Annotated in this window: 26 protein-coding genes; 12 read left to right on the top strand and 14 right to left on the bottom strand. The window is 29.2% G+C overall.

What is annotated here, in order from left to right:
• Positions 1-83 precede the first annotated feature (83 nt).
• The 9 genes from ACOQN8_RS04335 to ACOQN8_RS04295 all read right to left on the bottom strand — a co-directional run bounded on the left by ACOQN8_RS04335 (position 84) and on the right by ACOQN8_RS04295 (position 7,493).
• On the bottom strand, positions 84-1,202 hold the full coding sequence (locus ACOQN8_RS04335) for a transglutaminase domain-containing protein (RefSeq protein WP_420551746.1): 1,119 nt from the start codon (positions 1,200-1,202) through the stop codon (positions 84-86).
• Between the two features lie 161 nt (positions 1,203-1,363).
• The gene (locus tag ACOQN8_RS04330; RefSeq protein WP_420551745.1) at positions 1,364-2,095 is read right to left on the bottom strand and encodes a DUF4097 family beta strand repeat-containing protein; all 732 of its coding nucleotides are present in this window, start codon (positions 2,093-2,095) and stop codon (positions 1,364-1,366) included.
• A 30-nt stretch (positions 2,096-2,125) separates the two neighbouring features.
• A complete protein-coding gene (locus ACOQN8_RS04325) occupies positions 2,126-2,962 on the bottom strand; it encodes a DUF4097 family beta strand repeat-containing protein (protein ID WP_420551744.1) in 837 nt (278 codons plus the stop codon).
• Positions 2,963-2,977: 15 nt separating this feature from the next.
• Positions 2,978-3,748 (bottom strand): HEAT repeat domain-containing protein, encoded by a 771-nt coding sequence (locus ACOQN8_RS04320; RefSeq protein WP_420551743.1) that lies wholly within the window; start codon positions 3,746-3,748, stop codon positions 2,978-2,980.
• Positions 3,738-4,283: an RNA polymerase sigma factor gene (locus ACOQN8_RS04315; protein ID WP_150898426.1), complete on the bottom strand. Its 546-nt coding sequence runs from the start codon at positions 4,281-4,283 to the stop codon at positions 3,738-3,740. The genes ACOQN8_RS04320 and ACOQN8_RS04315 overlap by 11 nt, the downstream gene beginning before the upstream one ends.
• Before the next feature lie 113 nt (positions 4,284-4,396).
• Positions 4,397-5,959 carry a S41 family peptidase gene (locus ACOQN8_RS04310; RefSeq protein ID WP_420551742.1) on the bottom strand — a complete coding sequence of 521 codons (1,563 nt, stop codon included), beginning with the start codon at positions 5,957-5,959 and terminating at the stop codon, positions 4,397-4,399.
• Entirely contained in the window at positions 5,952-6,374 is a 423-nt protein-coding gene (locus ACOQN8_RS04305) for a deoxycytidylate deaminase (RefSeq protein WP_255689253.1), read from the bottom strand. Before ACOQN8_RS04305 ends, ACOQN8_RS04310 begins: the two co-directional genes overlap by 8 nt.
• A 66-nt stretch (positions 6,375-6,440) precedes the next feature.
• Positions 6,441-7,022 carry a HupE/UreJ family protein gene (locus tag ACOQN8_RS04300; RefSeq protein WP_150898428.1) on the bottom strand — a complete coding sequence of 194 codons (582 nt, stop codon included), beginning with the start codon at positions 7,020-7,022 and terminating at the stop codon, positions 6,441-6,443.
• Between the two features lie 9 nt (positions 7,023-7,031).
• Positions 7,032-7,493 carry an Lrp/AsnC ligand binding domain-containing protein gene (locus ACOQN8_RS04295; protein WP_150898429.1) on the bottom strand — a complete coding sequence of 154 codons (462 nt, stop codon included), beginning with the start codon at positions 7,491-7,493 and terminating at the stop codon, positions 7,032-7,034.
• A 104-nt stretch (positions 7,494-7,597) separates the two neighbouring features.
• On the opposite strand from ACOQN8_RS04295, the gene ACOQN8_RS04290 reads away from it, so the two are divergent.
• From ACOQN8_RS04290 to ACOQN8_RS04270, 5 genes are read left to right on the top strand one after another with little or no spacing between them, the layout of a single operon-like run.
• A complete protein-coding gene (locus ACOQN8_RS04290; RefSeq protein ID WP_420551741.1) occupies positions 7,598-8,170 on the top strand; it encodes a DUF2975 domain-containing protein in 573 nt (190 codons plus the stop codon).
• 14 nt (positions 8,171-8,184) lie between these two features.
• Positions 8,185-8,694, top strand: a complete 510-nt coding sequence (locus ACOQN8_RS04285; protein ID WP_420551740.1) for a DUF2975 domain-containing protein — start codon at positions 8,185-8,187, stop codon at positions 8,692-8,694.
• A gap of 3 nt (positions 8,695-8,697) precedes the next feature.
• Positions 8,698-8,904, top strand: a complete 207-nt coding sequence (locus ACOQN8_RS04280) for a helix-turn-helix domain-containing protein (protein WP_272150645.1) — start codon at positions 8,698-8,700, stop codon at positions 8,902-8,904.
• Between the two features lie 27 nt (positions 8,905-8,931).
• On the top strand, positions 8,932-10,188 hold the full coding sequence (locus tag ACOQN8_RS04275) for a Y-family DNA polymerase (RefSeq protein WP_420551739.1): 1,257 nt from the start codon (positions 8,932-8,934) through the stop codon (positions 10,186-10,188).
• 3 nt (positions 10,189-10,191) lie between these two features.
• Positions 10,192-10,629, top strand: a complete 438-nt coding sequence (locus ACOQN8_RS04270) for a LexA family protein (RefSeq protein ID WP_150898431.1) — start codon at positions 10,192-10,194, stop codon at positions 10,627-10,629.
• 50 nt (positions 10,630-10,679) lie between these two features.
• On the opposite strand, the gene ACOQN8_RS04265 is transcribed toward ACOQN8_RS04270, so the two are convergent.
• A complete protein-coding gene (locus tag ACOQN8_RS04265; protein ID WP_150898432.1) occupies positions 10,680-11,090 on the bottom strand; it encodes a BrxA/BrxB family bacilliredoxin in 411 nt (136 codons plus the stop codon).
• Between the two features lie 117 nt (positions 11,091-11,207).
• Here ACOQN8_RS04265 and ACOQN8_RS04260 point away from each other — a divergent pair, with 117 nt between their 5' ends.
• Together ACOQN8_RS04260 and ACOQN8_RS04255 are read left to right on the top strand one after the other, a co-directional pair.
• Positions 11,208-11,969 carry a TerB family tellurite resistance protein gene (locus ACOQN8_RS04260; RefSeq protein WP_420551738.1) on the top strand — a complete coding sequence of 254 codons (762 nt, stop codon included), beginning with the start codon at positions 11,208-11,210 and terminating at the stop codon, positions 11,967-11,969.
• 70 nt (positions 11,970-12,039) lie between these two features.
• Complete coding sequence (locus ACOQN8_RS04255; RefSeq protein WP_420551737.1) at positions 12,040-14,256, top strand: OmpA family protein; 2,217 nt, start codon at positions 12,040-12,042, stop codon at positions 14,254-14,256.
• 178 nt (positions 14,257-14,434) lie between these two features.
• Here the strand turns inward: ACOQN8_RS04255 and ACOQN8_RS04250 are convergent, their stop codons facing one another.
• The 3 genes from ACOQN8_RS04250 to ACOQN8_RS04240 form a co-directional block, all read right to left on the bottom strand.
• Complete coding sequence (locus tag ACOQN8_RS04250) at positions 14,435-15,577, bottom strand: Kelch repeat-containing protein (RefSeq protein ID WP_420551736.1); 1,143 nt, start codon at positions 15,575-15,577, stop codon at positions 14,435-14,437.
• 20 nt (positions 15,578-15,597) lie between these two features.
• Complete coding sequence (locus ACOQN8_RS04245; protein WP_420551735.1) at positions 15,598-16,320, bottom strand: hypothetical protein; 723 nt, start codon at positions 16,318-16,320, stop codon at positions 15,598-15,600.
• A gap of 139 nt (positions 16,321-16,459) precedes the next feature.
• Entirely contained in the window at positions 16,460-18,103 is a 1,644-nt protein-coding gene (locus ACOQN8_RS04240) for a hypothetical protein (protein ID WP_420551734.1), read from the bottom strand.
• Between the two features lie 200 nt (positions 18,104-18,303).
• Between ACOQN8_RS04240 and ileS the strand changes: the two genes are divergently transcribed.
• The 5 genes from ileS to ACOQN8_RS04215 are packed head-to-tail and all read left to right on the top strand — an operon-like array spanning position 18,304 to position 24,061.
• Complete coding sequence (gene ileS, locus ACOQN8_RS04235) at positions 18,304-21,702, top strand: isoleucine--tRNA ligase (protein WP_420551733.1); 3,399 nt, start codon at positions 18,304-18,306, stop codon at positions 21,700-21,702.
• A 4-nt stretch (positions 21,703-21,706) separates the two neighbouring features.
• Positions 21,707-22,084, top strand: a complete 378-nt coding sequence (locus tag ACOQN8_RS04230; protein WP_150898439.1) for a TraR/DksA family transcriptional regulator — start codon at positions 21,707-21,709, stop codon at positions 22,082-22,084.
• 48 nt (positions 22,085-22,132) lie between these two features.
• Complete coding sequence (locus ACOQN8_RS04225; protein WP_420551732.1) at positions 22,133-22,780, top strand: hypothetical protein; 648 nt, start codon at positions 22,133-22,135, stop codon at positions 22,778-22,780.
• 43 nt (positions 22,781-22,823) lie between these two features.
• Positions 22,824-23,405, top strand: a complete 582-nt coding sequence (locus ACOQN8_RS04220) for a lipoprotein signal peptidase (RefSeq protein WP_235274197.1) — start codon at positions 22,824-22,826, stop codon at positions 23,403-23,405.
• Between the two features lie 53 nt (positions 23,406-23,458).
• On the top strand, positions 23,459-24,061 hold the full coding sequence (locus ACOQN8_RS04215) for a DUF4230 domain-containing protein (protein WP_150898442.1): 603 nt from the start codon (positions 23,459-23,461) through the stop codon (positions 24,059-24,061).
• Here the strand turns inward: ACOQN8_RS04215 and ACOQN8_RS04210 are convergent.
• A complete protein-coding gene (locus ACOQN8_RS04210) occupies positions 24,058-24,471 on the bottom strand; it encodes a DUF6691 family protein (RefSeq protein WP_420551731.1) in 414 nt (137 codons plus the stop codon). The two genes, ACOQN8_RS04215 and ACOQN8_RS04210, sit on opposite strands and share 4 nt — an antisense overlap.
• Position 24,472: the final 1 nt, after the last annotated feature.

Here is a 24,472-nt window from a genome sequence, read left to right as displayed (position 1 = left end):
TCAGAAATGTAAAGAGGACACTTCTTTAATTTTTTTATAACTTAGAGTTACTAATTTAATTGAAAATTATTAAAGTAATTGATTTATTGTGGTTTAGCGTAAAAATCATTTAGTGAGTTAGTATATAAACAATAATCTATTGTCAAGTCCCAAAAGTTAACTTTTGTAAGATTTGGTGCGCCAACTGGAGCAAGCATTATACTTGTTTTATCTTTAATTTTATGTGCTTCAATATTAGAACCTATTCTAGTTCTATGATCTAAACTAGTATCTAAATAATACAGATAGTCGTATACAAATTCAGCATATTGTCTTTTAGAAACCTTTTTTAAACTTTTTAGTTTTAAGTCTTTGTAGTTATTTGTTAGAGCATCTTGAAACTCAACGGCATTTAAAGGAACTTTGTTAAGAGAAGGCATAATATTAAATTGCCCATCTAGAAATACCCATTTGTTTAAACTGTTAACATATACTTCAGTAGCAACATGACCAGGAGATGATTTTCTTGTTTCAGCATCTTTTGTTTTTAAATAAATGGTTCTAGATTTAAATCCAGCATTTTCTAATTGTGCTTTTAGAACTATAGCATAAGCAAAACAAGGAAAATTCCCACCAGCTTTTGCTTCATCTAAAATTGTAATAGGATCAGATTTACTTGGAGAATTATTTCCATTATGTTTCCATCTAGAATTTGTCCAGTCTAATATTTGTAGTAATTTTTCAGTATCAGTAATATCTTTTTTAAATCCTTGAACAGGATATTTAGCCGCTAATTTAGACAAGTATGAGTTTCCTTTGTTTTCTTCATATAAGATGTTAAAGGTTGTGTCCTGAGGTGTTGTGGCGTACTTTATTTTATCTTTAGGGAAATCAATTCCAGTAATAATAGTATGTGCATAGGTAGAATCTTTAAGGTTTACATAAAAGTCATAAGATTTACCAACTGATACATCAAAGGATATACTATCAATATCTGTTTTAAAAATAAATTTTTCTGGGTTTGAGTAACACAAGACTTTTAATGTGTCGTGTTTTACTTGTGGTGCTATAGACCACCATCCGTTATACCAATTTTCTGCAATTTTATATTTTGTACCTGTAGAATTTGCGTTAATTACAGGATGCCCGTTATGTTGTTTTTCTTGTTGACAAGAAATAATAATAAAGCAGATAGAAAGAAGTAATAAAAGATTTTTTTTCATAGTGAATAGAGTTTTTAGTTAGCTATTTTTATTATTTGTAAATATATAAATAAGACATTCTTTTTTATACAAAGGTTGTCTTTTATGTAAAAAAATACTTCTTTCAAGAAAAATGTCTTTAAAAGAAGTATTGAGTAAATATTTTGTTTTTGTAAGATGAGTTATATTTTACGTAAAAATATATCACCACTCACAGTTTTTAACTTTAATGAAGCCTTCCCGTTTTTTACAGTTCCGTATATCTTTTGGTTTCCATATGATCTCTTTCTGTTTTTATCAAAATCGATATCTAGGTTAGAGTAAACAGTACCTGTTAAAGTTTGTGCTTTAAATTTAGCATCAGAAATAGCAATGTCTATGTCTCCGCTAACAGTTTTTAAATTCATAGACTTAGAATGTTTTTTTATGGTAATGTTTCCACTAACTAAGTCTAATGTTAATTTGCCATTATAAGCTAGAGCATTAACATCACCAGAAATACTCTTTATTTTTAATTGTATATTCTTAGGAACATAAATAACATAATTTATTTTCATGTCACTATGATATGAGCAATGATTACAATTTTTACAATCTTCAGCATTATATATAACTGTATGCTTTTTTTGTTTGTTGAATAAATCACCATAGTTAGATTTTATGGTATAGGTAGTTCCTATTTTATCTTCTTTTAAGCTAAAAAAATCATTGTCCTTATTGTCATTTATATTTACTGTGGCTTGTACAGAAATTTCATTTTTAGACCAGTTTTCGATTTTTATATCTTTAGCAAATTTTGCATGAATATATACTTCGTTAATTCCTGATGCATTTTTATTTTTAGTTACTTTTTTTTGAGCTGCTAGGTTACCAAAAGTCAATAGTAATCCTATGAATAAGAGTAGTCTTTTCATTATTAAAGTTTTATGTTGTTGTATGTTAGGTTATTTTTTACGTAAGTAAATGTTTCCCATAGACGACTTTAGCTTAATTTTTACGCCTCCATTATTAATAGTACTGACAATACTTTTTGCTCCACTTACGTTTTTCATTCCTTTTTTAGTTGGAATTTCAATATCGAAATTGGTATATACAGTTCCATTTGTTTTTAGCTCAAGATTTGCTTTTGTGTTAGAAGGAATAGCAACATCTATTTCGCTAACAGATGAACTTACAGTAATAGGTGATAATTGACTAACTTTTGAAAACTCGATATTTATTGGCCCAACACTAGAATGTGCGGTTATAGGTCCAGTAACATCCATCATAGTAATTCTCCCTACATTGGTGTTAGCTTCAACTTCAGAAGTAAAACCTTCTATTTCTAAACTTCCTAAATTACCCGTGTCTACAGAAATGTTGATGTTTTTTGGTAGTTCTAATTGAATACCACTACGTTGAAAATGAGATTTTAAATCTTTAACATAAAGTATATCTCCTTCTTTTTCTAGAGAAAACCCATAGCCATTTGTATTGTCTTTACCTCCAGGATAAATTGCTGTTAAACCTTTTCGTTTGTCTTTTTTAGTTTTATCATGATTATTATGAGGAAATCTGTTATCATAGTCATGATCATCATCATGATCGCAATTGTCACAATCGTTATGAGAATGTTTATAGTTTTTAAGTACTAAAGAGTTGGATGTACCTACTGTAATTTTTGTTGTAGTATTTGTTTCTATTCGTACTTTTTTAATCCCTGATAAAGAGTGTTTGTATTCTTTATTTTGAGCAGTTATAATACCGCTAACTAATAATAATATTAAAATGATTTTTTTCATGATTCTTGTATGTTTTTACAGTAAATTAGGTATGTTGTACTGAATTTCTTGTTTTACGTAATTTGGTGTTTCTTCTTTTTCTAATAATTCTTTCATAGGTTCGAGCGCTCTTTTTTCTTGTATATTTCCTAAGATTTGAATTAATTCAATTTGCATTGAAGGTACTTTTTCTGTTTCTAGCGATTTGATTAATGCAGCTTTTACTTTTTCTAGTGATGAAAATTTAGAGAGTACTTCTGCTGCAGCCAAACGTACATTTACGTTCTCATCATTAAATAGTTTATTTATAAGGGCATCAATTATTTTTGTGTCGTTTTTTGAAAATTTTTCAGCATTCGTTACTGCTAAAATTCGTTTACTTGCTGATTGGTTTTCTAATAAAGCCAATACCTGATTTTCTTTTTCTATTTTTTGTTTATCAGCAAAGGTTAATTTATTTGGATTAATAGACGATTGATATTTACCTATTAAAAAAGCACTAATAACTATAAGGATGCTAGCAGCAACACGGATATACGATTTCCAATTTATTTTTGGTTGCATTGGTATAACTTTAGTTTGCTCTTTTTCCTTGTTTAAAAACGTTTCAAAATTTAATTTTAAGTTGTTTGAAGGAGTTTCTTCTATATCATTATCAATTACATCTAAAAAAAGCTTCATTTCTTTCACTTCTTTTTGACAAGTAATACAACTTTCAATATGTTTTTCGACTATTAAAGATTCTTCTTTGGTAAGATTCTTCTCAATATAATCTATTAGTTTATTTTCTATATCGTTACACTTCATTACCTACTGTTTGAAAATAAATGTTTTTTAGTTTTTTTAATGCTCTATGCACTTTCACCTTTACGGCATTTTCTGAACTTCCTATTATTTCAGCAATTTGCTCGTATTTTATTCCTTGGTAGCGATGCATTACAATTAATTCTCTATCTGAATTATTTAGTTGCAATAAGGCTACTTTTAAATGTTCTATTTCTTCTTTATTATTTGTTGATGATTCAATTAATTCTGAGTTAAGTTTGTCATCTTCAATAATATTAGTTCTCTCTTTTTTCTGTTTTTGATAATATGTTGAAAAAATGTTTCTAGCTATGGTATATATCCAAGAAGCAAAATTTCCATTTTTATAAGATGTTCTATATTTTAAAACTTTGATAAAAACATCTTGAGTTAAATCTTCACTAACCATTTTATTCTGAATCATCTTATTAAAGAAATTATAGATGCGCACATGATATCTGTCGAATAAAATCGACATAGTATCTAAATCTCCTTTAGCTACTGCTAGCATTAAATCTTCATCAGTTAGATGTTTCAATGTGTTAGTTTTGATTAGTTTCTATATTAAAAACCATCAATTTACAGAAAGGTTACATGTGATATTAAATTTTTTATAAAAAAAAAGCCTCGTAAATTTACGAGGCCTTGTTTTTATTGAGATTCTAGTTCAAAAACTTTTTGAAGCATTTTGTCATTTGGTTGGTTTACTTTATATAAACCTTCGTCGCTAAAGAGTTCTCGAGCTATTAATGTTTTAAGATTGTCTCTTAGTTGTTTTTTTGTTCTTTGTGATAATCGATAGTCTTTGAATTTAGATAAAAACTGATCAGAAATAGTATTGTCCTTATCAAAATTCTTTATAAAATCTTCAACTGTAATTTCAGCAAGTTTTTTACGATTGTTGTCTACATAGTTAAATGCGTAGTTGTTTAATGATCTAAAAAATATAGTTGGTATATAAGATGTTGTATCTACGGCAACAAAATGATCTGGTATAATTCCACCACCACCATAAACTGTTTTTCCTTTAGGAGTTGTAAATTTTAAACTGTCTATTGTTTTGATACTGTCTCTATTAAAAAGTTCTCCGTTTGAGTAGCGGTTTCTAATATCGCTATCGTAAGAAGAGGTTGTATTTTCTTTTTTATAGGGTTTCTGAATTGAGCGTCCGGTAGGAGTATAATACCTAGCGGTAGTTAGTCTAACAGCTGACCCATCACCTAAATCCATTTCCTGTTGTACCAATCCTTTTCCAAAAGAACGGCGTCCAATAATAATACCTTTGTCATTATCTTGTAAAGCACCAGCTACAATTTCAGAAGCAGAGGCAGAGTTTTCGTCAATTAAAACATATAAACCACCTTTTTCAAAATCTCCTTTTTCGGTAGCAAAAGACTCAACAACATCTCCTTTATTATTTTTGGTAAAAACAATTAATTTTTGGTCCTCTAAAAATTCATCAACAATACTATTAGCAATATCAATAAAGCCACCACCGTTTCCACGAAGATCAAGAACTAAGTCGGTCATTCCTTCTTCCAGAAGATTGTCTAAAGAGGTTTTGAATTCTTTATAGGTATTACGAGCAAAACGATCTAATTTTATATAACCAATACTATCGTTTAGCATGTAAGCTACATCAACACTTTTAATATTTACTTTTCCTCTATTAATAGTTACGTCAAAAATACTATCGTTTGTTTTTCTGTAAACTTGTATGTCTACTTTAGTATTAGGCTTACCTTTTAAAGCCTTCATTATTTGAGAAGTTTGAAGTTTTTTTCCATAAAGAGTATCTTTATTTGCTAACAAAATTCTATCACCAGCTTTAATTCCTTTTTTAATACTAGGTCCACCTTTTATAGGAGAAATAACGGTAATGGTATCACCAATCATTCTAAACTGAACACCAATTCCAACAAAGTTACCTTGCATGTTTTCGGTAACTAATTGAAGATTTTCTTTTGGGATATAAACAGAATGCGGATCTAACTTACCAAGCATTTCAGTAATTGCACCATCTAATAATTCGTCAGTGTTTACATTATCTACATAATCATTATCTATATAATCAATAAGACGTTTAATTTTTCTTTCATTAGCAGTGTTTTTTCCAATTAAACCACTAGAGTTTCCTTGGTTAAAAAAAGTTCCGATAAGAATACCGAAAACAACAGCTATTGATAAATATATAGGTAAATTATTTTTATTCATAAGGTAAATAAGTCAATTCAACACCAGCTTTTTCTAAAAAATCTATACCAGAACAATCTTTATATGCTTCTGCGTACACTACCCGTTTAATTCCTGCTTGATGAATTAATTTACTACATTGTTGACATGGAGAAAGCGTAATGTATAGTGTAGCGTCTTTACACGATTGTGTAGATGCCGCTACTTTTAAAATAGCATTTGCTTCTGCATGTAATACATACCATTTAGTATATCCTTCCTCATCTTCACAATAATTTTCAAAACCTGAAGGAGTTCCGTTGTATCCATCGGAAATAATCATACGGTCTTTTACAATAAGGGCGCCAACTTGTTTTCGTTTACAATGAGATAATTTACCCCATTCTCTAGCCATTTTTAAATAAGCCTTATCGTATTTTAATTGTTTTTTATTCAAGAGTAGTTTAGGTAGTTATGTTAAATGCTAATATAATTAGAATTAAGATGTTTAGACGTTAATTTTTTACCAAAAAACACGATTAATCATCATTTGAAAAGCAAAACCAATTACAATAGATGATACAACTAAAATCCAGTCGCGACGGTTTACTCCAAATACAGATTGCACTAAAGATCCTACTAATAAAATAAGCAATACAATAATAATTTGAGCTGCTTCTACACCTAATGCAAATTCTAATAAAGGAACTAATTTGTCAGAAGTTTTTCCAATCATCATTTTAAAATAGTTAGAAAAACCTAATCCGTGAATTAAACCAAAGAATAGAGCGAAAAATAAGTTTTGATTTTCTTTTCCAACAGATGCTTTTTTAGCTGTAAGTACATTCATTAATCCAGTAATGAATATGGTTAAAGGGATTAAAAACTCAATTAAATCGGCTCTAACATTTAGTATTCCATAAGCAGATAGTGCTAAAGTGATTGAGTGCCCAATAGTAAACAATGTAATAAGCCATAAAACTTTTTTCCACTGCTTAAACTGATATACAACAGCAAGTACTATTAGAAATAAAATATGATCATAGGCTTTGATGTCTAATACATGAAACAAGCCCATTTTAAAGTAAAAAATAAAATCGTTCATTCGGGGTTTTTAAATTTTTATTTGTCGGTCTATTTGTTGGTCTAAAGATATAAAAGTTTCTGTTCTGGAAACCCCTTTTATAGTTTGAATATCTTTATTTAACAAATGCATTAAATCTTCATTATTTTTACATAGTATTTTGATGAAAATAGCATAGTTACCCGTTGTATAATGACTCTCTACAACTTCAGGAATATCTTTCAATCGTTTAATAGCTGAAGAATATTGACTAGAAGCCTCCAAAAATACCCCCACAAAAGCAGTTGTGGTATATCCTAAAGCCTTTGGATTTAAAACCATTTTATAACCATCAATTAAATCAGAACTGTCTAATTTTCGTAATCGTTGATGTATTGCAGCACCCGATATTCCTACCTCTCTAGCAATACTTAAAATAGGTGTTCGAGCATCCTTTACTAGTCGCTTGATAATAATTTTATCAATACCGTCAATTTTTAATTTCTTAAGCATACAGCAAAAATAAGGAAACTTTAATTATCAATAAAAAACAAAAAATTATTGTTTTTCGATAATTTTTATATATTTGTATCAGAATTAATCAAGCATAAAAAGAAATGAAAAAAGTATTAAGTGTTTTAAAATTGTTTTGTACGCTATTGGTGATTAGTGTTGGGATTAACTTTTTTGAGAAAACATATAAGGTAATTCACTACGCAATATTTGGAGGGGTGAAATCGAAAGTTTTTAAAATGAGTTTGCCAGATAATTGGAATGATGGATATTATTATTTCTTGTCATTTATAATCTTAGGCTTAATGGGATACCTTATGTATTTATTACTAGTATTTAGAAAAGTGATTTTTAACTTTTCAAAAGAGCATGTATTTACCAAAGAGAATTGTAATCGATTAAGAACAGTAGGAAAGGGGTTGATTATATATGGAACCGTTATTTTGTGTTTCACATTTATTTTAGGTTTTATATTAAGTAATGATCCAGATTTAAGTTCAATCTCAGATCCGGCTGTAGGTCAGGGGTATAAGGTAGGTTACAAAATAGGTAGAGCTTTAGGTATATCTATAAGTAATGTGTTACCAATATTCGTAGTAGCATTATTTGTACAGTTTATATCTTTTTTAGTAGTAAAAGGGAATGTATTACAGGAAGAAAATAATTTAACAATTTAAAAAAAAATATAAGTATGAAAACGATTTCAATTTTAAAGAAGTTTATAAATGTATACTATTATTTAATGCTAATAAGTGTAGCAGCTTCAGTATTTGGAATAGCCACTTTTTTTCTTACTAGAAATAGTAAAATGAATCCTAAAATTTTAGGGATATATGTAGATTTTAGAAACCTAAGTTCACCTAAAATTATAATTACTTTATGTATTATTATACTGTTGTATTCTATATACATAAAAGCAATTTCTTTGTTGAAAAATAGTTTAGATGATTTATCAACAGGAAATTATTTTTCTACATTAGTTGTTCGTAATTTTAATAAAATTGGTAAGCTTTTTTTAATTAGTAGTGCTGTTGAATTTTTAGGGAAAATAGTATTACAGGTTTTGTTAGAACAAAAAATAGGAATGGAGTTAAATTCATCAGTATTTTTGTTTTTAATAATGGGACTTTTCTTTTTGTTTTTAAGTGAAGTATTTGGAAAAGCACAATTACTTAAAGAAGAAAATGATTTAACAATTTAAATTATGCCAATAATTGTAAACTTAGATGTAATGCTTGCTAAACGAAAAATGAAAAGCAAAGAATTGGCAGAAATTGTAGGTATTACTACAGCAAATTTATCAATCTTAAAATCAGGAAAGGCAAAGGCAATTCGATTTTCTACCTTAGAAGCTATTTGTAAAGCTTTAGATTGTCAACCAGCAGATATTTTAGAATATGTAGAAACGTAATGGAAGAAGATTTTTATCTTTACATTTATGTACGCACTCGTAGATTGTAATAACTTTTATACTTCTTGTGAACGGGTTTTTAATCCGAATTTAGAAGGCAAGCCAGTTGCTATTTTAAGCAATAATGATGGTTGTGTAATTTCTATGAGTGATGAAGCAAAAAAAATAAACCTTCCATTTGGAGCACCTATTTTTAAATGGGAACAGTTTTGTAAGGATAATAATATTTCAGTGTTATCATCAAACTATCCCTTATATGGAGATATGAGTGCTCGAGTGATGAAAATATTGGAACAATTTTCTCCCGATGTAGAAGTGTATTCAATAGACGAAGCTTTTTTACAGTTTAAAGGATTTGATAATTACGATTTTGATTCTTACGGAAAAAAAATAAGAAGTACAATTTTACAATGGACAGGAATACCAACCTGTGTAGGACTAGCACCTACAAAAGCTTTGAGTAAGATTGCTAACAAAATTGCCCGAAAGTTCCCTAAAAAAACTGGAGGGGTTTATGTAATAGATTCTGAAGAAAAGAGAATAAAAGCACTACAATGGATACCTATTGAAAGTGTTTGGGGAATTGGTAGAGGGTTGGTCAAAAAATTGAAAGCAAAAGGTTGTATTAAAGCTTACGATTTTACACAATTAGATGATGATTGGGTGCGAAAAAATTTATCAATTACAGTTTGGAAGTTGAAGAAAGATTTAGAAGGAGATTCTAAAATAATATTGGACGAACCCGTAACAAAAAAAGCAATAGCAACAACAAGAAGTTTTGAGTATACATTTTCAGATGTAGATAATATTAAGGAACGAATTTCTACATTTGCCACCAGTTGTGCAGAAAAACTAAGAAAACAAAATTCTAGTTGTCATATGGTGGTTGTAATGTTGCGCAGCGATCGCCATAAAAAAGATAGTGAACAGCATAGGGTAAGTAAAACTGTAGTTTTTCCATATCCAACAGATTCAACATTAACTATTAGTAAAAGTGCAGTGAAAGCTGTAACAACTATATTTAAAGAAGGAATTAAGTATAAGCGAGCCGGAGTTATTGTAACAGGATTAGTACCTTCAGATAATTATCAATTGAATATGTTTGAAGGGGAAAACCCAAAACATAAACCTTTGATGAAGGCAATTGATAAGTTGAATAAAACATTTAAATCTGACAAAGTAAAATTAGCAAATCAAGATTTAAAGCGTACTTGGAAAATGCGTCAAGAACGTTTGTCACCAAAGTACACTACAAATATTAACGAGATTATTAAGGTGAAATAAATTATGGGAGCATTAGGAAAATTAACTCTTTTTTTACCAAAAGAGAAGAATGAAAATGAAGGAGCTATTTTTATGGATATTGGTATTTCGGCAGGATTCCCTTCGCCAGCGGACGATTTTAGAGAAACACGTATTTCTTTAGATGAGGAATTAATAAAAAATAAAGAAGCAACTTTTTTTGCAAAGGTTAGTGGTCAGTCTATGATTGGTGCAGGATTGGATGATAATGATTTGTTAGTAATAGACAGAAGTATTGCGCCAACAAACAATAAGATAGCAGTTTGTTTTTTAGACGGAGAGTTTACAGTTAAACGTTTACGTGTTGAAGGTGATGAAGTATGGTTGCAACCAGAAAACCCAGATTATCCTATTATAAAAATAACAGAAGAAAATAATTTTATTATTTGGGGAATTGTAACAAATGTTATTAAGAAAGTATAAAAAAAACCAGCAATATTGCTGGTTTTTTTTATAAGTCTTTTATCTAATAATTAGCAAAACTCATCGTAAGCAGCTGCTAAATTCTGAGCAATAGCTTGAGCAGAACGACCTTCAATATGATGACGCTCTAACATGTGTACTAAATTACCATCTTTAAATAAAGCAATTGCAGGAGATGAAGGAGGGAAAGGAATCATATATTCTCTCGCTTTAGCTGTAGATTCTTTTTCTACACCTGCAAAAACAGTAGTTAAATTTGTAGGAGTTTTATCAGCTCCTAAAGAAGCAATAGCACCAGGTCTAGCTGTACCAGCAGCACAACCACAAACAGAGTTTACCATTACTAACGTTGTTCCTTCTTTAGCTAAAGCATTATCAACATCTTCAGCAGTATATAAAGCATCAAAACCAGCGTCAATTAACTGATCGCGCATCGGTTTTACCAATTCTTCTGGATACATATTTTTAAATTAAAATTTGATGCAAAGATACTTCATTTACAAGCAAGAATCAAACCTAAAAAACTGATGCTTTTATATTAAGACATAATAGTATCTTTACAGCTTTAAAAAAATAGAATGGGGAAATTTGGAAAATGGCTCGGAGCAGGAGCAGGATTTACATTGGGAGGTCCAATAGGAGCAATTATAGGATTTGCAGTAGGTAGTTTTATTGATGGGGTTTCTATAGAAGACTTTACAGAAGAGCAAAGAAAATATCAAGAACAAGCGCAACAGCAACAATATAGGGGAAGAGCTACTTCAGGAGATTTTGAAATAAGTTTATTAATACTAGCTTCAGTTGTTATAAAGTCTGATGGAAGAGTTGATAGAAGAGAATTAGACTATGTACGATCGTACTTTGTAAGAATGTATGGGAAAGAAAGGGCAAATCATGCATTTAAATTATTCAATGGAATTATAAAGAAACAAATTTCAACGCGTCAGGTATGCTTGCAAATTCGTCAACACATGACGCATTCTACTCGATTACAATTACTTCACTTTTTATTTGGAATAGCCAAAGCTGATGGGCAAGTTACAGATCCAGAAGAACAAGAAATAAGAAAAATAGCAAGTTATTTATATATAAATCAACGAGATTATTCTTCAATAAAAGCAATGTTTTATGATGCTTCAGGTAGTGCTTATAAAATTTTAGAGATTTCTAAAAATGCTACTGATAATGAAATAAAAAAAGCATATAGAAAGATGGCAAAAAAATACCATCCAGATAAATTACAAGGTTTGGGAGAAGAGCATAAAAAGGGGGCAAAAGAAAAATTCCAACAAATTCAAGCGGCTTACGACCAAATAAAAAAAGAGAGGGGACTTAGCTAATTTTTTAGTGTAATAAAAAAAAGTTATCTTTATGAGGGGTGGCTTAGATACGTAAAAACGCATTTTAAATATGGGTAAAAAGATACTATACTTATTTGTTTTTATAAGTGTAACTTGTTGGGGGCAAAGAAAATCTATAGCAGATAAATATTTTAATGAGTACGCTTATAAGAAATCAGCCAAATTATATGAAAGTTTATTTAAGAAAGGAGATACTTCCTATTCTGTTTTAAGTCGTCTAGGCGATTCTTATTACAATAATTCAAATTTTGTACAAGCCGAGAAATGGTACAAAGAATTAATAAAAAGGTATGAGAAAATTATTTCACCAGAATATGTTTTTAAATACGCACAAGTATTAAAAAGTAATGGGAAAATTAAAGAATCAGATAAGTGGCTTTTGAAATTAAATAACTTAAGAAAAGAAGACAGTAGGGGAGAAGCTTTAAAACAAAACGCAAACTATTTTATTGAGTATACTAACAGAGAAAAATTATATGTAAATCTTAATAACCTTTCAATAAATACAAAATATTCTGATTTTGGAGGTTTTATATATGGTAATGAGTTTTATTTCGCTTCAACAAAGCCTAATGGAACCAATGATAAAAAGTTATATAGTTGGAATAACCAACCACACCTTAGTATCTATAAAGGAACAGAATCTTTTAACGAAGAAGCAAAAATTCTAGATGTATTTGCTTCTAAGAAAGTTGAATCTGTAGATTCTAAATATCATGAGTCTAATGCTGTAATTACAGCAGATGGAAAGACAATGTACTTTACTAGAACAAGTTCTGAAGAGGAAAAATTAAAAGGAGGAGAAAATAAAGAAGCAAATCTTAAAATTTATAAGGCAGAAAAAATAGGAGATGTTTGGGGAAATATAACAGAACTTCCTTTTAATAATGATAACTACTCAATTGGACATCCTGCTTTAAGTTTAGATGAAAAAACACTGTATTTTATCTCTAATATGCCCAACGGTTATGGTTTAACAGATATTTATAAGGTAGAGTTATTAGGAGGAGGAAAATATAGTGAGCCAAAAAATTTAGGAAGAGGTATAAATACAGAAGGAAGAGAAATGTTTCCTTTTATAGGAGACGATAATACCTTGTATTTTGCTTCAGATGGGCACTTAGGTTTAGGAGCCTTGGATGTTTTTGAATCTAAATTTGTAGAGGGTAATTATATGAAATCTCTAAATTTAGGAGCACCAATCAATGGACCTTATGATGATTTTGGTTTTGTAATTAATAAGAAAAGAAATAATGGTTTTTTCTCTTCAAATAGAGAGGGAGGAAAAGGAGATGATGATATTTATAGTTTCTTAGTATATAATTGTAAAGAAGCTATTTCTGGTTTAATAACAGAAACAAAAACAGAGAAGCCAATTCAAAACGCAGTAGTAAAGTTAATTGATTCTACAGGTAAAGTAGTAACAGAAACAAAAACAAAAGAAGATGGTACCTATACTTTTAATGCGCTAGAATGTGAAAAGAAGTTTACGGTAGTAGCATCAAAAGATGATTATAAGAGTGAAGAAAAAATAGCAAAAACACTTGATGTAAATAAGGAATCAATAACTACTAATTTACAGTTGGAATCTTTGATCGTTGAAGATCAAATAGTCATAAATCCTATTTATTTTGATTTTGATAAATATGATATTAGAGAAGACGCAACGTATGAGTTAGAACACGTGGTATCCGTAATGAATAATCATTCAGAAATGGTGATTAAGATTGAATCACATACAGATAGTAGAGGAGAAGCTAAATATAATAAATGGCTATCTGCTAAAAGAGCAGAGTCAACCAAAGAGTATATTGTTTCAAGAGGTATTTCGTCAGATAGAATACAAAGTGCAAAAGGTTTAGGAGAAGAGCAATTATTAAATGATTGTGATGAAAAAAATGGAACTAAATGTGCAGAGGAAGCACATCAAATAAATCGTCGTTCATATTTTTATATATTAAATGATAATAAAACATCAGAAGTAAAAATAAAACAAGGATTAATATACAAAATACAATTAGCCTCAACTAAAAAGCAAGAATATGAAAAAGAACCATTTGCTAATTTGGAAGAAGCTGAGGTAATGCGTGCTGGGACCTCATATAAGTTTTATTGTTGTAAAAATACTTCTTTAGAAAAAATAGAAGAAAGATTAAATCAATTGAAAAAATCAGGTTATAAAGATGCATTTATTGTTCCTTTTTTAGAAGGAAAAAGAATAAGTATAAAAGAAGCTTTAAAAATAGATGAAAGAGCTAAAAAATAATTAGCATATTGTAACTTTTAAGAGAGGTGTTATCATATCATAATAAAAGCGTTGTAAGAAAATTTCTTGCAACGCTTTTTTACTAATCAAGCAATTATTTTGAAAATCAATACTAAGTAAACATCGATTGAATAAAAAAAATAGAATTACTTAATTTACTTAAGGGGGCTTTGGTAAATTAATTATTAGTTATTTTATAGATATGAGTTTCTGTATCTAATTTTTTGTTTACTATAGAAGCACGATAAGAACCATATAGATAAATTTCATTGTTAACATGTAAAACTCTAGGTTTAAGCATGTGTAATGAAAGTTGTCCATTTACACTTGGTAATTTATTAAGCTCTGCTTTTTCTTCCCAGTTAATACCGTCTTTAGAAGAGTAAATTAATTGTTTAGCAGGTAAATAGTCTTTTTTAACATCTCCAGTATTAGCTATTTTAATTAAACCTGTGTTTACAACAACGACTAAATTTCCTTTGTAAACAAAAGGACGAAGGTCTCCCAAATTATTGTATTTATAATTTTTCCAAGGCGTATTTATAGTAGCTACAGACCAGTTAATCATATCTTTACTTTTTAAAACGCGTGTATGAGCAGTGAATATAGAAGCTAATTGCCCAGCAATTAAGTAATATTCATTGTTTAATTTAATGATGGTATGTTCTTGAATTCCTTGTCTTGAAGATTCAGTACCCAATAAAGTATCACTAATGCTACCCACTTTAGTCCAATTTTTTCCATTACTAGACTCCCATATGTCTTGATATAAATGCCAGTTGGTTAAAGAATGTCCACCAATTAAGTACATTTTGTTATTGTGAACAGAAACAGACATGCTTTCTCTGGTTTCCCATGGACCATGTTTAGTAACCTGTGTCCAATTAATACCATCATCACTTTGCCAAATATCATTTAACCATTCTGTAATGTCATTATTGTCATTTTTCCCGCCAATAATCCATAATTTATTATCGAAATTTAAAAGATTAAAATCAGAACGACCTTGCCATGGAGCGTTATCAACAACTTTAGTCCAATTAACCCCATCATTACTTTTCCATATATCATTAAAGTAAGTGTTGTTTGAACGTAGAAATGGTTCTTCTCCTCCCATGAACCAATATTCTCCTTTAAAAGTTATTATTTCAGCACCATTTCTAGCAGGCAAGGTAGAACTGATTAAAGTACTACTAAGATTAAGATTTTCATGAGGGGTGTTAACCAATGTTGAGGTATTGTTTTTAACAATAGTGTCTTCTGAGCATCCTATTAAAAGGCTAACACACAATAATAAGGGAAATATTATTTTATTATTCATATGATAATGTATTTATGTTTTTAGTTTAAGCTTTCTTCTAAGTTATGTCTAACCAATAAGGCAGAAGCAACACTAGAAATTACAGTTTGTAGCTCGTTGTTTAGATCGTTTTTAATCCAAACACGTCCATTATTAAGTAAAGAAACAGCAGCTATTGATGTACCGTTGTATAAGAATTCGAAGCCATGATTATCTATTTGAATCCAGTTAGCTTGTCCCTCTATTTTTTTTACAGGTTTAATTATAATTTGCTGTTTGTTTTTTGAATTTTTAATAAAACCAAAAGTGCTATTTTTCAAAGAATTTCCATTAGGTTCATGTAAAATGAAATTCCAGTTGTTTTTAGAAGAATCTATACTAATAGAACCTGCAAAATAGTTTTTATAGGATAATTCAATAGCAAAAAAATCTTCAATTAAATTGTATTCAGTACTTTTAAATTTACCAATACAATTAACTTGAGCTTTTTCGTTAGTGGTGTTTTGAATAAAACTTAGTTTTTCTTTAGCTCCTTTGAAATGAATTTTAAATGGAATGTTATAACCTAGGTTCCAACCTCTCTTTATTTTAGATGTTTTGAAGTTACCAAAGCTTATTATTTGATTGAATTGCCACCCTTGTCTACCAGTAACTTCATAAATTGATGTGTTGTTTTTTAAACTAGAAGAAACAACAATATTAGGAGTAGAACAAGAAAAGAAACTACCTATTAAAAAAAGAGAAACAACTATGTTTAGCTTCATAAAAACATTGCTTTTAAATTCAGGAAGCAAAATTAGAGTAGACTTAAAAAAAATAGTTGTTGTAAGGGCTTACAAAGAGTTTATTCCTGTAATCTTGTATGTTACAAAAGCATTACATTTTAATGTATATTATTGTTTATTAGTGTTTTTGAATGAAACTGTATAGAGAAGTGTTTTTGTCTAAAGATAATTTTGTTTTCAATCTACTTTTAGCAACATTTATGGTATTTACAGATTGTTTTGTAATCTCTGAAATCTCTTTTGTACTAAAATTTAGTTTAATTAAAGCAGCCAATCTCATTTCATTTTTGGTTAATTTGTACCCTTCTTTACTCAAAGATTTATAAAAATTAGGATGTACTTTTTCGAAGTGATATTCAAATTCATTACCAATAGAATCTTTAATATTTTGTTGAATTTTTTTATAAATATCTAAAAAAGCATTTTTGTCTTTTGCTGCATTATTCGCATGAGTTTTTACATCAGAAGCAAGCTGTTTTAAAAAAGTTTGTTTTTCATCAACTAATAAATTTTTAAATAATAGTTGCTGATGATTTTGAATGTTTTCATCTCTTAAAGAACCTACTTTTGAATATAGTTTGCTGTTTTTTAAATGTTGTCTCTTTTTATATTTCAAGAATAGATAAATAGCGAAGCTAAAAAAGACTAAAAGCAATAAAATAATAACTAAGTAAAATCTTTTCTGAGCAGAGCTTCTTATACTTTCCGATTGCAATTTTTTTTCTAGGTTTTTATAAATAGCAATTCCCTGATCTTTTTTAAGTTTTTTACTATTCTCTTTATCGGCTATGTTCTTATTGTATTTTCTTAAAGCCCAATGTGCTTTTTCAAACTGTTTGTTGTTTATATACGCTTTTTCTAGCCATATATAAATTGTTTCAAGTTGAAGAAAATCGTTTAAATTTTCAAAATAAGGAATTGCTTTTTTTAATAAATTAATTCCTTCGTTATTAAAATCTTGACTTATTAAAATACGAGCACGTTGTACTTTAATTTCATTAATAAATTTTGTTTGTTTAAACTTCAGAGCGTTTTTTTCAGATAAATTAAGTAAACTATCAGCTTTTATTAAATTACCTCTACTAATTTCATTGGCTCCTAGATTTATATAGCAAAAGGTAAGTAGGTAATCTTTTTTTAATTGGATACTAGCATCAAGAGCTTTTTTAGTGTAATAATAAGCAGAATCAGGATTGGAATGTGCAAACCCCATATTAAAATAACAGCCCATAGCTGGAGAGTTTTTTTCTAATCCAAGTTGTATTCCTTTTTTAAAGTAATATTGAGCACTGTCTTTATGGTTTTCGTTTGAATAAGAATGACCAATATTGTTATACAAACTATTAATATCATCTATAGAATCTGGATATTTGTTTAAAACAATTTCTAAAGATTTTTTAAAGTTTTTTATGGCTAAGTCATGATGAAAAAAACCGCTATATATGGTACCTATTCCATTTAAAGCATCAGCTTTGGTATAGTCAGAAATAATAGGTTGTTCTAACGCAAAATAAAAATGTTTATTAGCATTTTCATGATCTCTATAAATTGCATATTGATAATTTGCAAGAGCAACATAAAAATCAGCAAGTTTATCTTTAGGGAGTGTATGTAAGTTTTTTAATTGTTTGTCAATTTCATCTTTGTCAATATCAGGGCTAAAAGCTCTCAATCTATTGTATAAAGGAGTTGTTTCCTTTGATTGAGCATTGCTTCCAAAGACGATAAAAGATAGTAAACAAATAGTAAAAATATACTTCATAAATAAGTATTTAAAAACCAAAAATAAGTAATCAATATAAATAGCAGCAATAAATACAATATAAGCTTAAAAAGTGTGAGATGTTTGAAAATAAATAATAACGCTAAAAAGCTTAAAATTAGTATACATTTTTTATAAGGCAACCCCAACAATTACAAGAAAATACGTAATTTCGCACATTCAATTAATATTATAAAAAAATGAGTACGAAGTTTACTGAATACAAAGGGCTTAATTTGCCAAATGTTGCTGAAGAAATCCTTAATTATTGGAAGGAAAACAACATTTTTGAAAAAAGTATAACTACACGTGATGACAACAAACCATTCATATTTTTTGAAGGACCACCTTCTGCAAATGGTTTACCAGGGATTCACCATGCAATGGGACGTACCATTAAAGATATTTTTTGCCGTTATAAAACATTAAAAGGATTTCAAGTTAAACGTAAAGCTGGATGGGATACTCATGGATTACCAGTTGAGTTAGGAGTAGAAAAAGAACTTGGAATTACTAAAGAAGATATTGGTACTAAAATTACAGTAGAAGAATACAACGTTGCTTGTAAAAAAGCTGTAATGAAGTATACAGATATTTGGAATAACTTAACAGAAAAAATGGGGTATTGGGTAGATATGGAAGATCCATATGTAACCTATAAGCCTAAATATATGGAAACGGTATGGTGGTTGTTAAAGCAGATATACAACAAAGACTTGATGTACAAAGGGTACACAATTCAACCATATTCACCAAAAGCAGGAACTGGATTAAGTTCACATGAGGTAAACCAACCAGGAGCTTACCAAGATGTTACAGATACTACAGTTGTAGCACAGTTTAAAGCAGTTAATGAAACTTTACCAAGTTTTCTAGAAAACAGAGGAGATATCCATATCCTTGCATGGACTACAACTCCATGGACTTTACCAAGTAATACAGCTTTAACAGTTGGGCCAAAAATAGATTATGTATTAGTTAAAACATTTAATCAATATACATTCGAGCCAATTCAAGTAATACTAGGAAAGCCATTAGTTGGAAAACAATTTGCAGGTAAAAAGTTTAAAGCGGTTGAAAATGAAGCAGATTTGGCTTCTTATAATGCAGGAGATAAACAAATACCTTATTGCGTTGTAGCGGAATGTAAAGGAGCAGACTTAGTAGGAATTAAATACGAGCAATTATTGCCGTATGCGTTACCTTATGAAACACCAGAGCAGGCATTTAGAGTTATTCCTGGAGATTTTGTTACTACAGAAGATGGTACAGGTATTGTACATACTGCACCTACTTTTGGTGCAGATGATGCTTTGGTAGCAAAAGATGCAGGAGTGCCACCAATGTTGGTAAAAGATGCAAACGATAATTTAGTGCCATTAGTAGATTTGCAAGGGAAATTTACAAGAGATATGGGAGAGTTTGCAGGAATGTATGTTAAGAATGAGTATTATGTTGAAGGAGAAGCTCCAGAAAAATCTGTAGATGTACAAATAGCAATCAAATTAAAAGAAGAAAATAAAGCTTTTAAGGTAGAGAAATATGTACACAGTTACCCACATTGTTGGAGAACAGATAAGCCAATTTTATATTACCCATTAGATTCTTGGTTTATCAAAGTAACTGATGTAAAAGAACGTATGTATTCTTTAAATGAAGAAATTAACTGGAAACCAGAAGCAACAGGAACAGGTCGTTTTGGTAATTGGTTAAAGAATGCAAACGATTGGAACTTATCGCGTTCACGTTTTTGGGGAATTCCATTACCAGTTTGGAGAACAGAAGATGGAAAAGAAACGAAAATCATAGGTTCTATAGCTGAGTTGAAAGAAGAAATGCAGCGTTCAGTAGAAGCTGGTGTAATGACTGAGGATATTTTTGCTGATTTCGTATCAGGAGATATGTCTGAAGAAAATTATGACAAAGTAGATTTACATAAAAATGTAGTTGATAAAATTACATTAGTTTCAGGTAGCGGTGAGCCTATGAAACGTGAATCAGACTTAATTGATGTTTGGTTTGATTCTGGTTCAATGCCATATGCACAATGGCACTACCCATTTGAAAATAAAGAATTAGTAGAAGAAGGGTGGAAAACAGCAGATTTTATTGCTGAAGGAGTAGATCAAACTAGAGGTTGGTTCTATACACTTCATGCAATAGCTACTATGGTTTTTGACGATAAAGCATATAAAAATGTTGTATCAAATGGATTAGTATTAGATAAGAATGGACAAAAAATGTCTAAACGTTTAGGAAATGGAGTAGATCCATTTGAAACATTAGATCAATATGGTCCAGATGCTACTCGTTGGTATATGATATCAAATGCGAACCCATGGGATAACTTAAAGTTCGATTTAGATGGAATTACAGAGGTTAGCAGAAAGTTTTTTGGAACATTGTATAATACTTATTCATTCTTTAGTTTATATGCTAATATTGATAATTTCACCTACAGTGAAGAAGAGATAGCAATACAAGATAGACCAGAGATTGATTGTTGGATTTTATCAGAGTTAAATACATTGGTTCAAAAAGTAGATAAATTCTATGCAGAGTATGAACCAACAAAAGCAACAAGAGCAATTTCTGATTTTGTTCAAGATTACTTAAGTAACTGGTATGTTCGTTTATGTAGAAGACGTTTTTGGAAAGGAGAATATGCTCAAGATAAAATTTCAGCATATCAAACGTTATATACTTGTATGGTTACTGTAGCTAAACTTGGATCTCCAGTAGCACCTTTCTTTATGGATAAATTATATAAAGATTTAATTAAGGCTACAGGAACTGAAGATTTTGAAAGTGTACATTTAGCAGAGTTTCCAAAATACAATGCAGATTTAGTTGATAAATCGTTAGAGCGTAAAATGGAAAATGCACAAACTATTTCTTCATTAGTTTTATCGTTAAGAGCTAAAGAAAAAATCAAAGTACGTCAGCCATTACAAAAAATAATGATTCCTGTATTAGGGGAAACTCAAAGGGAAGAAATTTTAGCTGTAGCAGATTTAATTAAATCTGAGGTAAATGTTAAGGAAATAGAGCTATTAGACGATGCTTCAGGTATTTTAGTTAAGCAAATTAAACCAAACTTTAAAGCCTTAGGGCCTAAGTTTGGGAAAGATATGAAGTTGATTTCTAGTGAGATACAAAAATTCGGTCAAGAAGAAATAATTAAAATTGAAAAAGAAGGGAGTATTTCCATTGAAATTAATGATAAAATCATTAATTTAGAAACCGCTGATGTAGAGATTTCATCCAAAGATATCGAAGGTTGGTTGGTAGCAAATGCTGAAGGTTTAACCGTAGCTTTAGATGTTACAATTAATGATGATTTACGTAAAGAAGGAGTTGCAAGAGAATTAATTAATAGAATTCAAAACGCACGTAAAGAGACCGGTTTAGATGTAACTGATAAAATAAAGTTAACAATTTTACAAGCTGCCGATTTAGAGAATTCGGTTATAGCAAATGAAAACTATATAAAAGCTGAAACATTAACAGATACGTTAGTTTTTGTTGATGATTTAAAGACTGGTACGGATATTGAATTCGATGCCATTAAAAGTAAAATGTTAATAGAAAAAATATAGCGTTATGGATGATATTAAAGTAAGATACTCTGACGGTGATCTACAAGAATTTAAAGAAATCATTTTAAAGAAAATAGAACACGCTGAAGAAGATTTAAGACTATTACAGGATTCATATAAAAATGGAGCCGACAACGGAACTGAAGATACTTCACCAACATTCAAGTCGTTTGAAGAAGGATCTGATACAATGGCAAAAGAAGCAAATATGCAATTAGCCATTCGTCAAGAAAAATTTATTCGTGATTTAAAAAATGCACTAATTCGTATTGAAAATAAAACATACGGAGTGTGTAGAGTTACAGGTAAATTAATTCAAAAAGAGCGTTTAAAATTAGTTCCTCATGCAACTTTAAGCATAGAAGCTAAACGTAAACAATAAAAAAATATAAATAATATATAAAGCCTCTATAAAAGAGGCTTTTTTTATATGAGAAACTTTTTGATATACATCTTCATATTTTCAAGCTTTTTAATTTTTTCACAGGAAAAGTTAATAAAGCAGAAAAATATACAAGCAGAGGTAATAGAAATTATTACTGATGGGTTGGATGATGTTATTATAGAATACTCTTTAGAAGATAAATTAGAGGTAGTCCTATTAGATGAAAATCCAAATTCACATGCAATCCTTATAGAAGAAGATAGAGAAGAAGTCAGAATTAGATTTAAGTTAAATTTTAAAGCTTTTGATAATGGAGTTTTTAGGAAATATATAACGAAGCGTATAGAAAGAGCCAGTGCGGTTATAAGAGTTCCAAAAAACAAAAAAGTTATTGTTTACGGTAAGAATGTTGGAGTAGCATCAAAAAGCTACAAAGGAGATTTGTCTGTTTTTATAGAAAGAGGAAATGTAAAATTAAACGAAGTACAAGGAGATATTTTGGTAAAACTATTCTTAGGAAATGTTTATGCAGAATTAAATAAAAATATAAGTTTAGATATCGAAACTACTAACGGAAAGTTTACTTTAAACAATAAAAAAATGAATAATAAATTTTATGAAAAGAAGGTAAATTCTAGCCCTAATTTTAAAGTAAAATCTATAAATGCTAATGTTATTCTAATAAGAGAATAAAAACCAATACTTTTCTTATTTTTGTTGCTATTAAATTCTCAAAATGTCTAAAAAAAATATAGCAATACTTACCGTAATTTTGGCAATATTAATTGACCAAATTAGTAAAATATATGTAAAAACTCATTTCCAATTAGGAGAAGAAGTCGTTGTATTTAGCGATTGGTTTAAAATACATTTTACAGAGAATAATGGTATGGCTTGGGGTTTTGAGTTTGGAGGAAAAGCAGGGAAATTATTTTTAACACTGTTTAGAGTTGTTGCGGTATCAGGAATTATTTACTGGTTATGGCAAACTATAAAAAGACAAGCACATACTGCAGTAGTAGTAGCCATATCATTAATTTTAGCAGGAGCTGTAGGTAATATTATTGATTCTGTTTTCTATGGAGTAATTTTTGATTCATCATATCATAATGTAGCAACATTGTTTTCAGATAAACCTTACGGAGAGTTATTTTATGGAAAAGTTGTAGATATGTTGTACTTTCCAATTTATGAAGGAGAAAATTTTACTTTTTTTAATGCAATATTCAATGGAGCTGATTCTTGGATAACCATTGGAGTAGCATTATTATTCTTATTTAACAAACAAGCATTTCCTAAAGAAGAAAAAGAAGCTTAGTTTTTAAAATTATACTTATTACAGATTTTCTATATTTATAGAAAATAAAATCTATGCGTCTCTTAAAGTACATTGCTGTTTTTTTATTAGGCTTTCTTATTGCTAAATTTTGGTATGAAAGAAAAGAAGAAAAACATCAACAAGAAGAAATAAAGGTAGTTTTAAACGGAATTCAAAACTTAAGCAAATTAGTAGTTTCAGAAGGGAATTTTTCTGAAATGTACAGTTATACAGACACAAAAAAATACTTTTATAATTATTTATCCTTCGAAAAAAAAGCAATGTTATCTGTCAATGCTAAAGTTGAAGTAGGCTATGATTTATCTAAATTAGATATTCAAATAGATAGTATTGCAAAACAAATAATTATCAATAAAATTCCAGAAGAAGAAATAGTAATATCTCCAGATATAAAGTATTTCGATTTACAACAAAGTAAGTTTAATACTTTTTCAAAAGCTGAATTGAATAAACTTACTGATAAATCAATCGAAAATATAAAATCAACCATAACGGTGTCTAACTTACAAAAAGAAGCTAAAACACGCTTATTTGAAGAATTATCTAAATTATATCAACTATCTCAAATATATAATTGGGAGGTAATAGATAATACCAATTCTAAAATAAGAGAAGCTATTTTAATTAAAGATTAGTTAGGAAGTTTGTTACTTAATAGCCCATAAATAAAAGCACCCAACATAGCACCAATAAGAACTATTAAAATTGGTAATATACCATGACCAATTAATACAAAAATTGGAGCGGGGCAAGCACCAGCTAAAGCCCATCCTAAACCAAAAATAGTACCGCCAATTAAAGTTCTAATAAATCCTTTTTTCTTTTCTTTTACCGTAATTTGATTCCCTAAGTAATCTTTGATAGTTCCTTTTTTAAAGAAGTGCATTAAAATTAAAGAAATTCCTACAGCAGAACCTATAATTCCATACATATGGAAAGATTGAAACTTAAACATTTCATAAATTCTATACCATGAAATAGCTTCAGATTTGGTTAAAACAATTCCGAAGAAAATACCGAGTAATAAAAATTTTAAATTCTTCATC

The organism is Tenacibaculum aiptasiae, assembly GCF_965221665.1.
GTDB lineage: Bacteria > Bacteroidota > Bacteroidia > Flavobacteriales > Flavobacteriaceae > Polaribacter > Polaribacter aiptasiae.
This window is presented reverse-complemented; position numbering and strand designations above follow the sequence as displayed.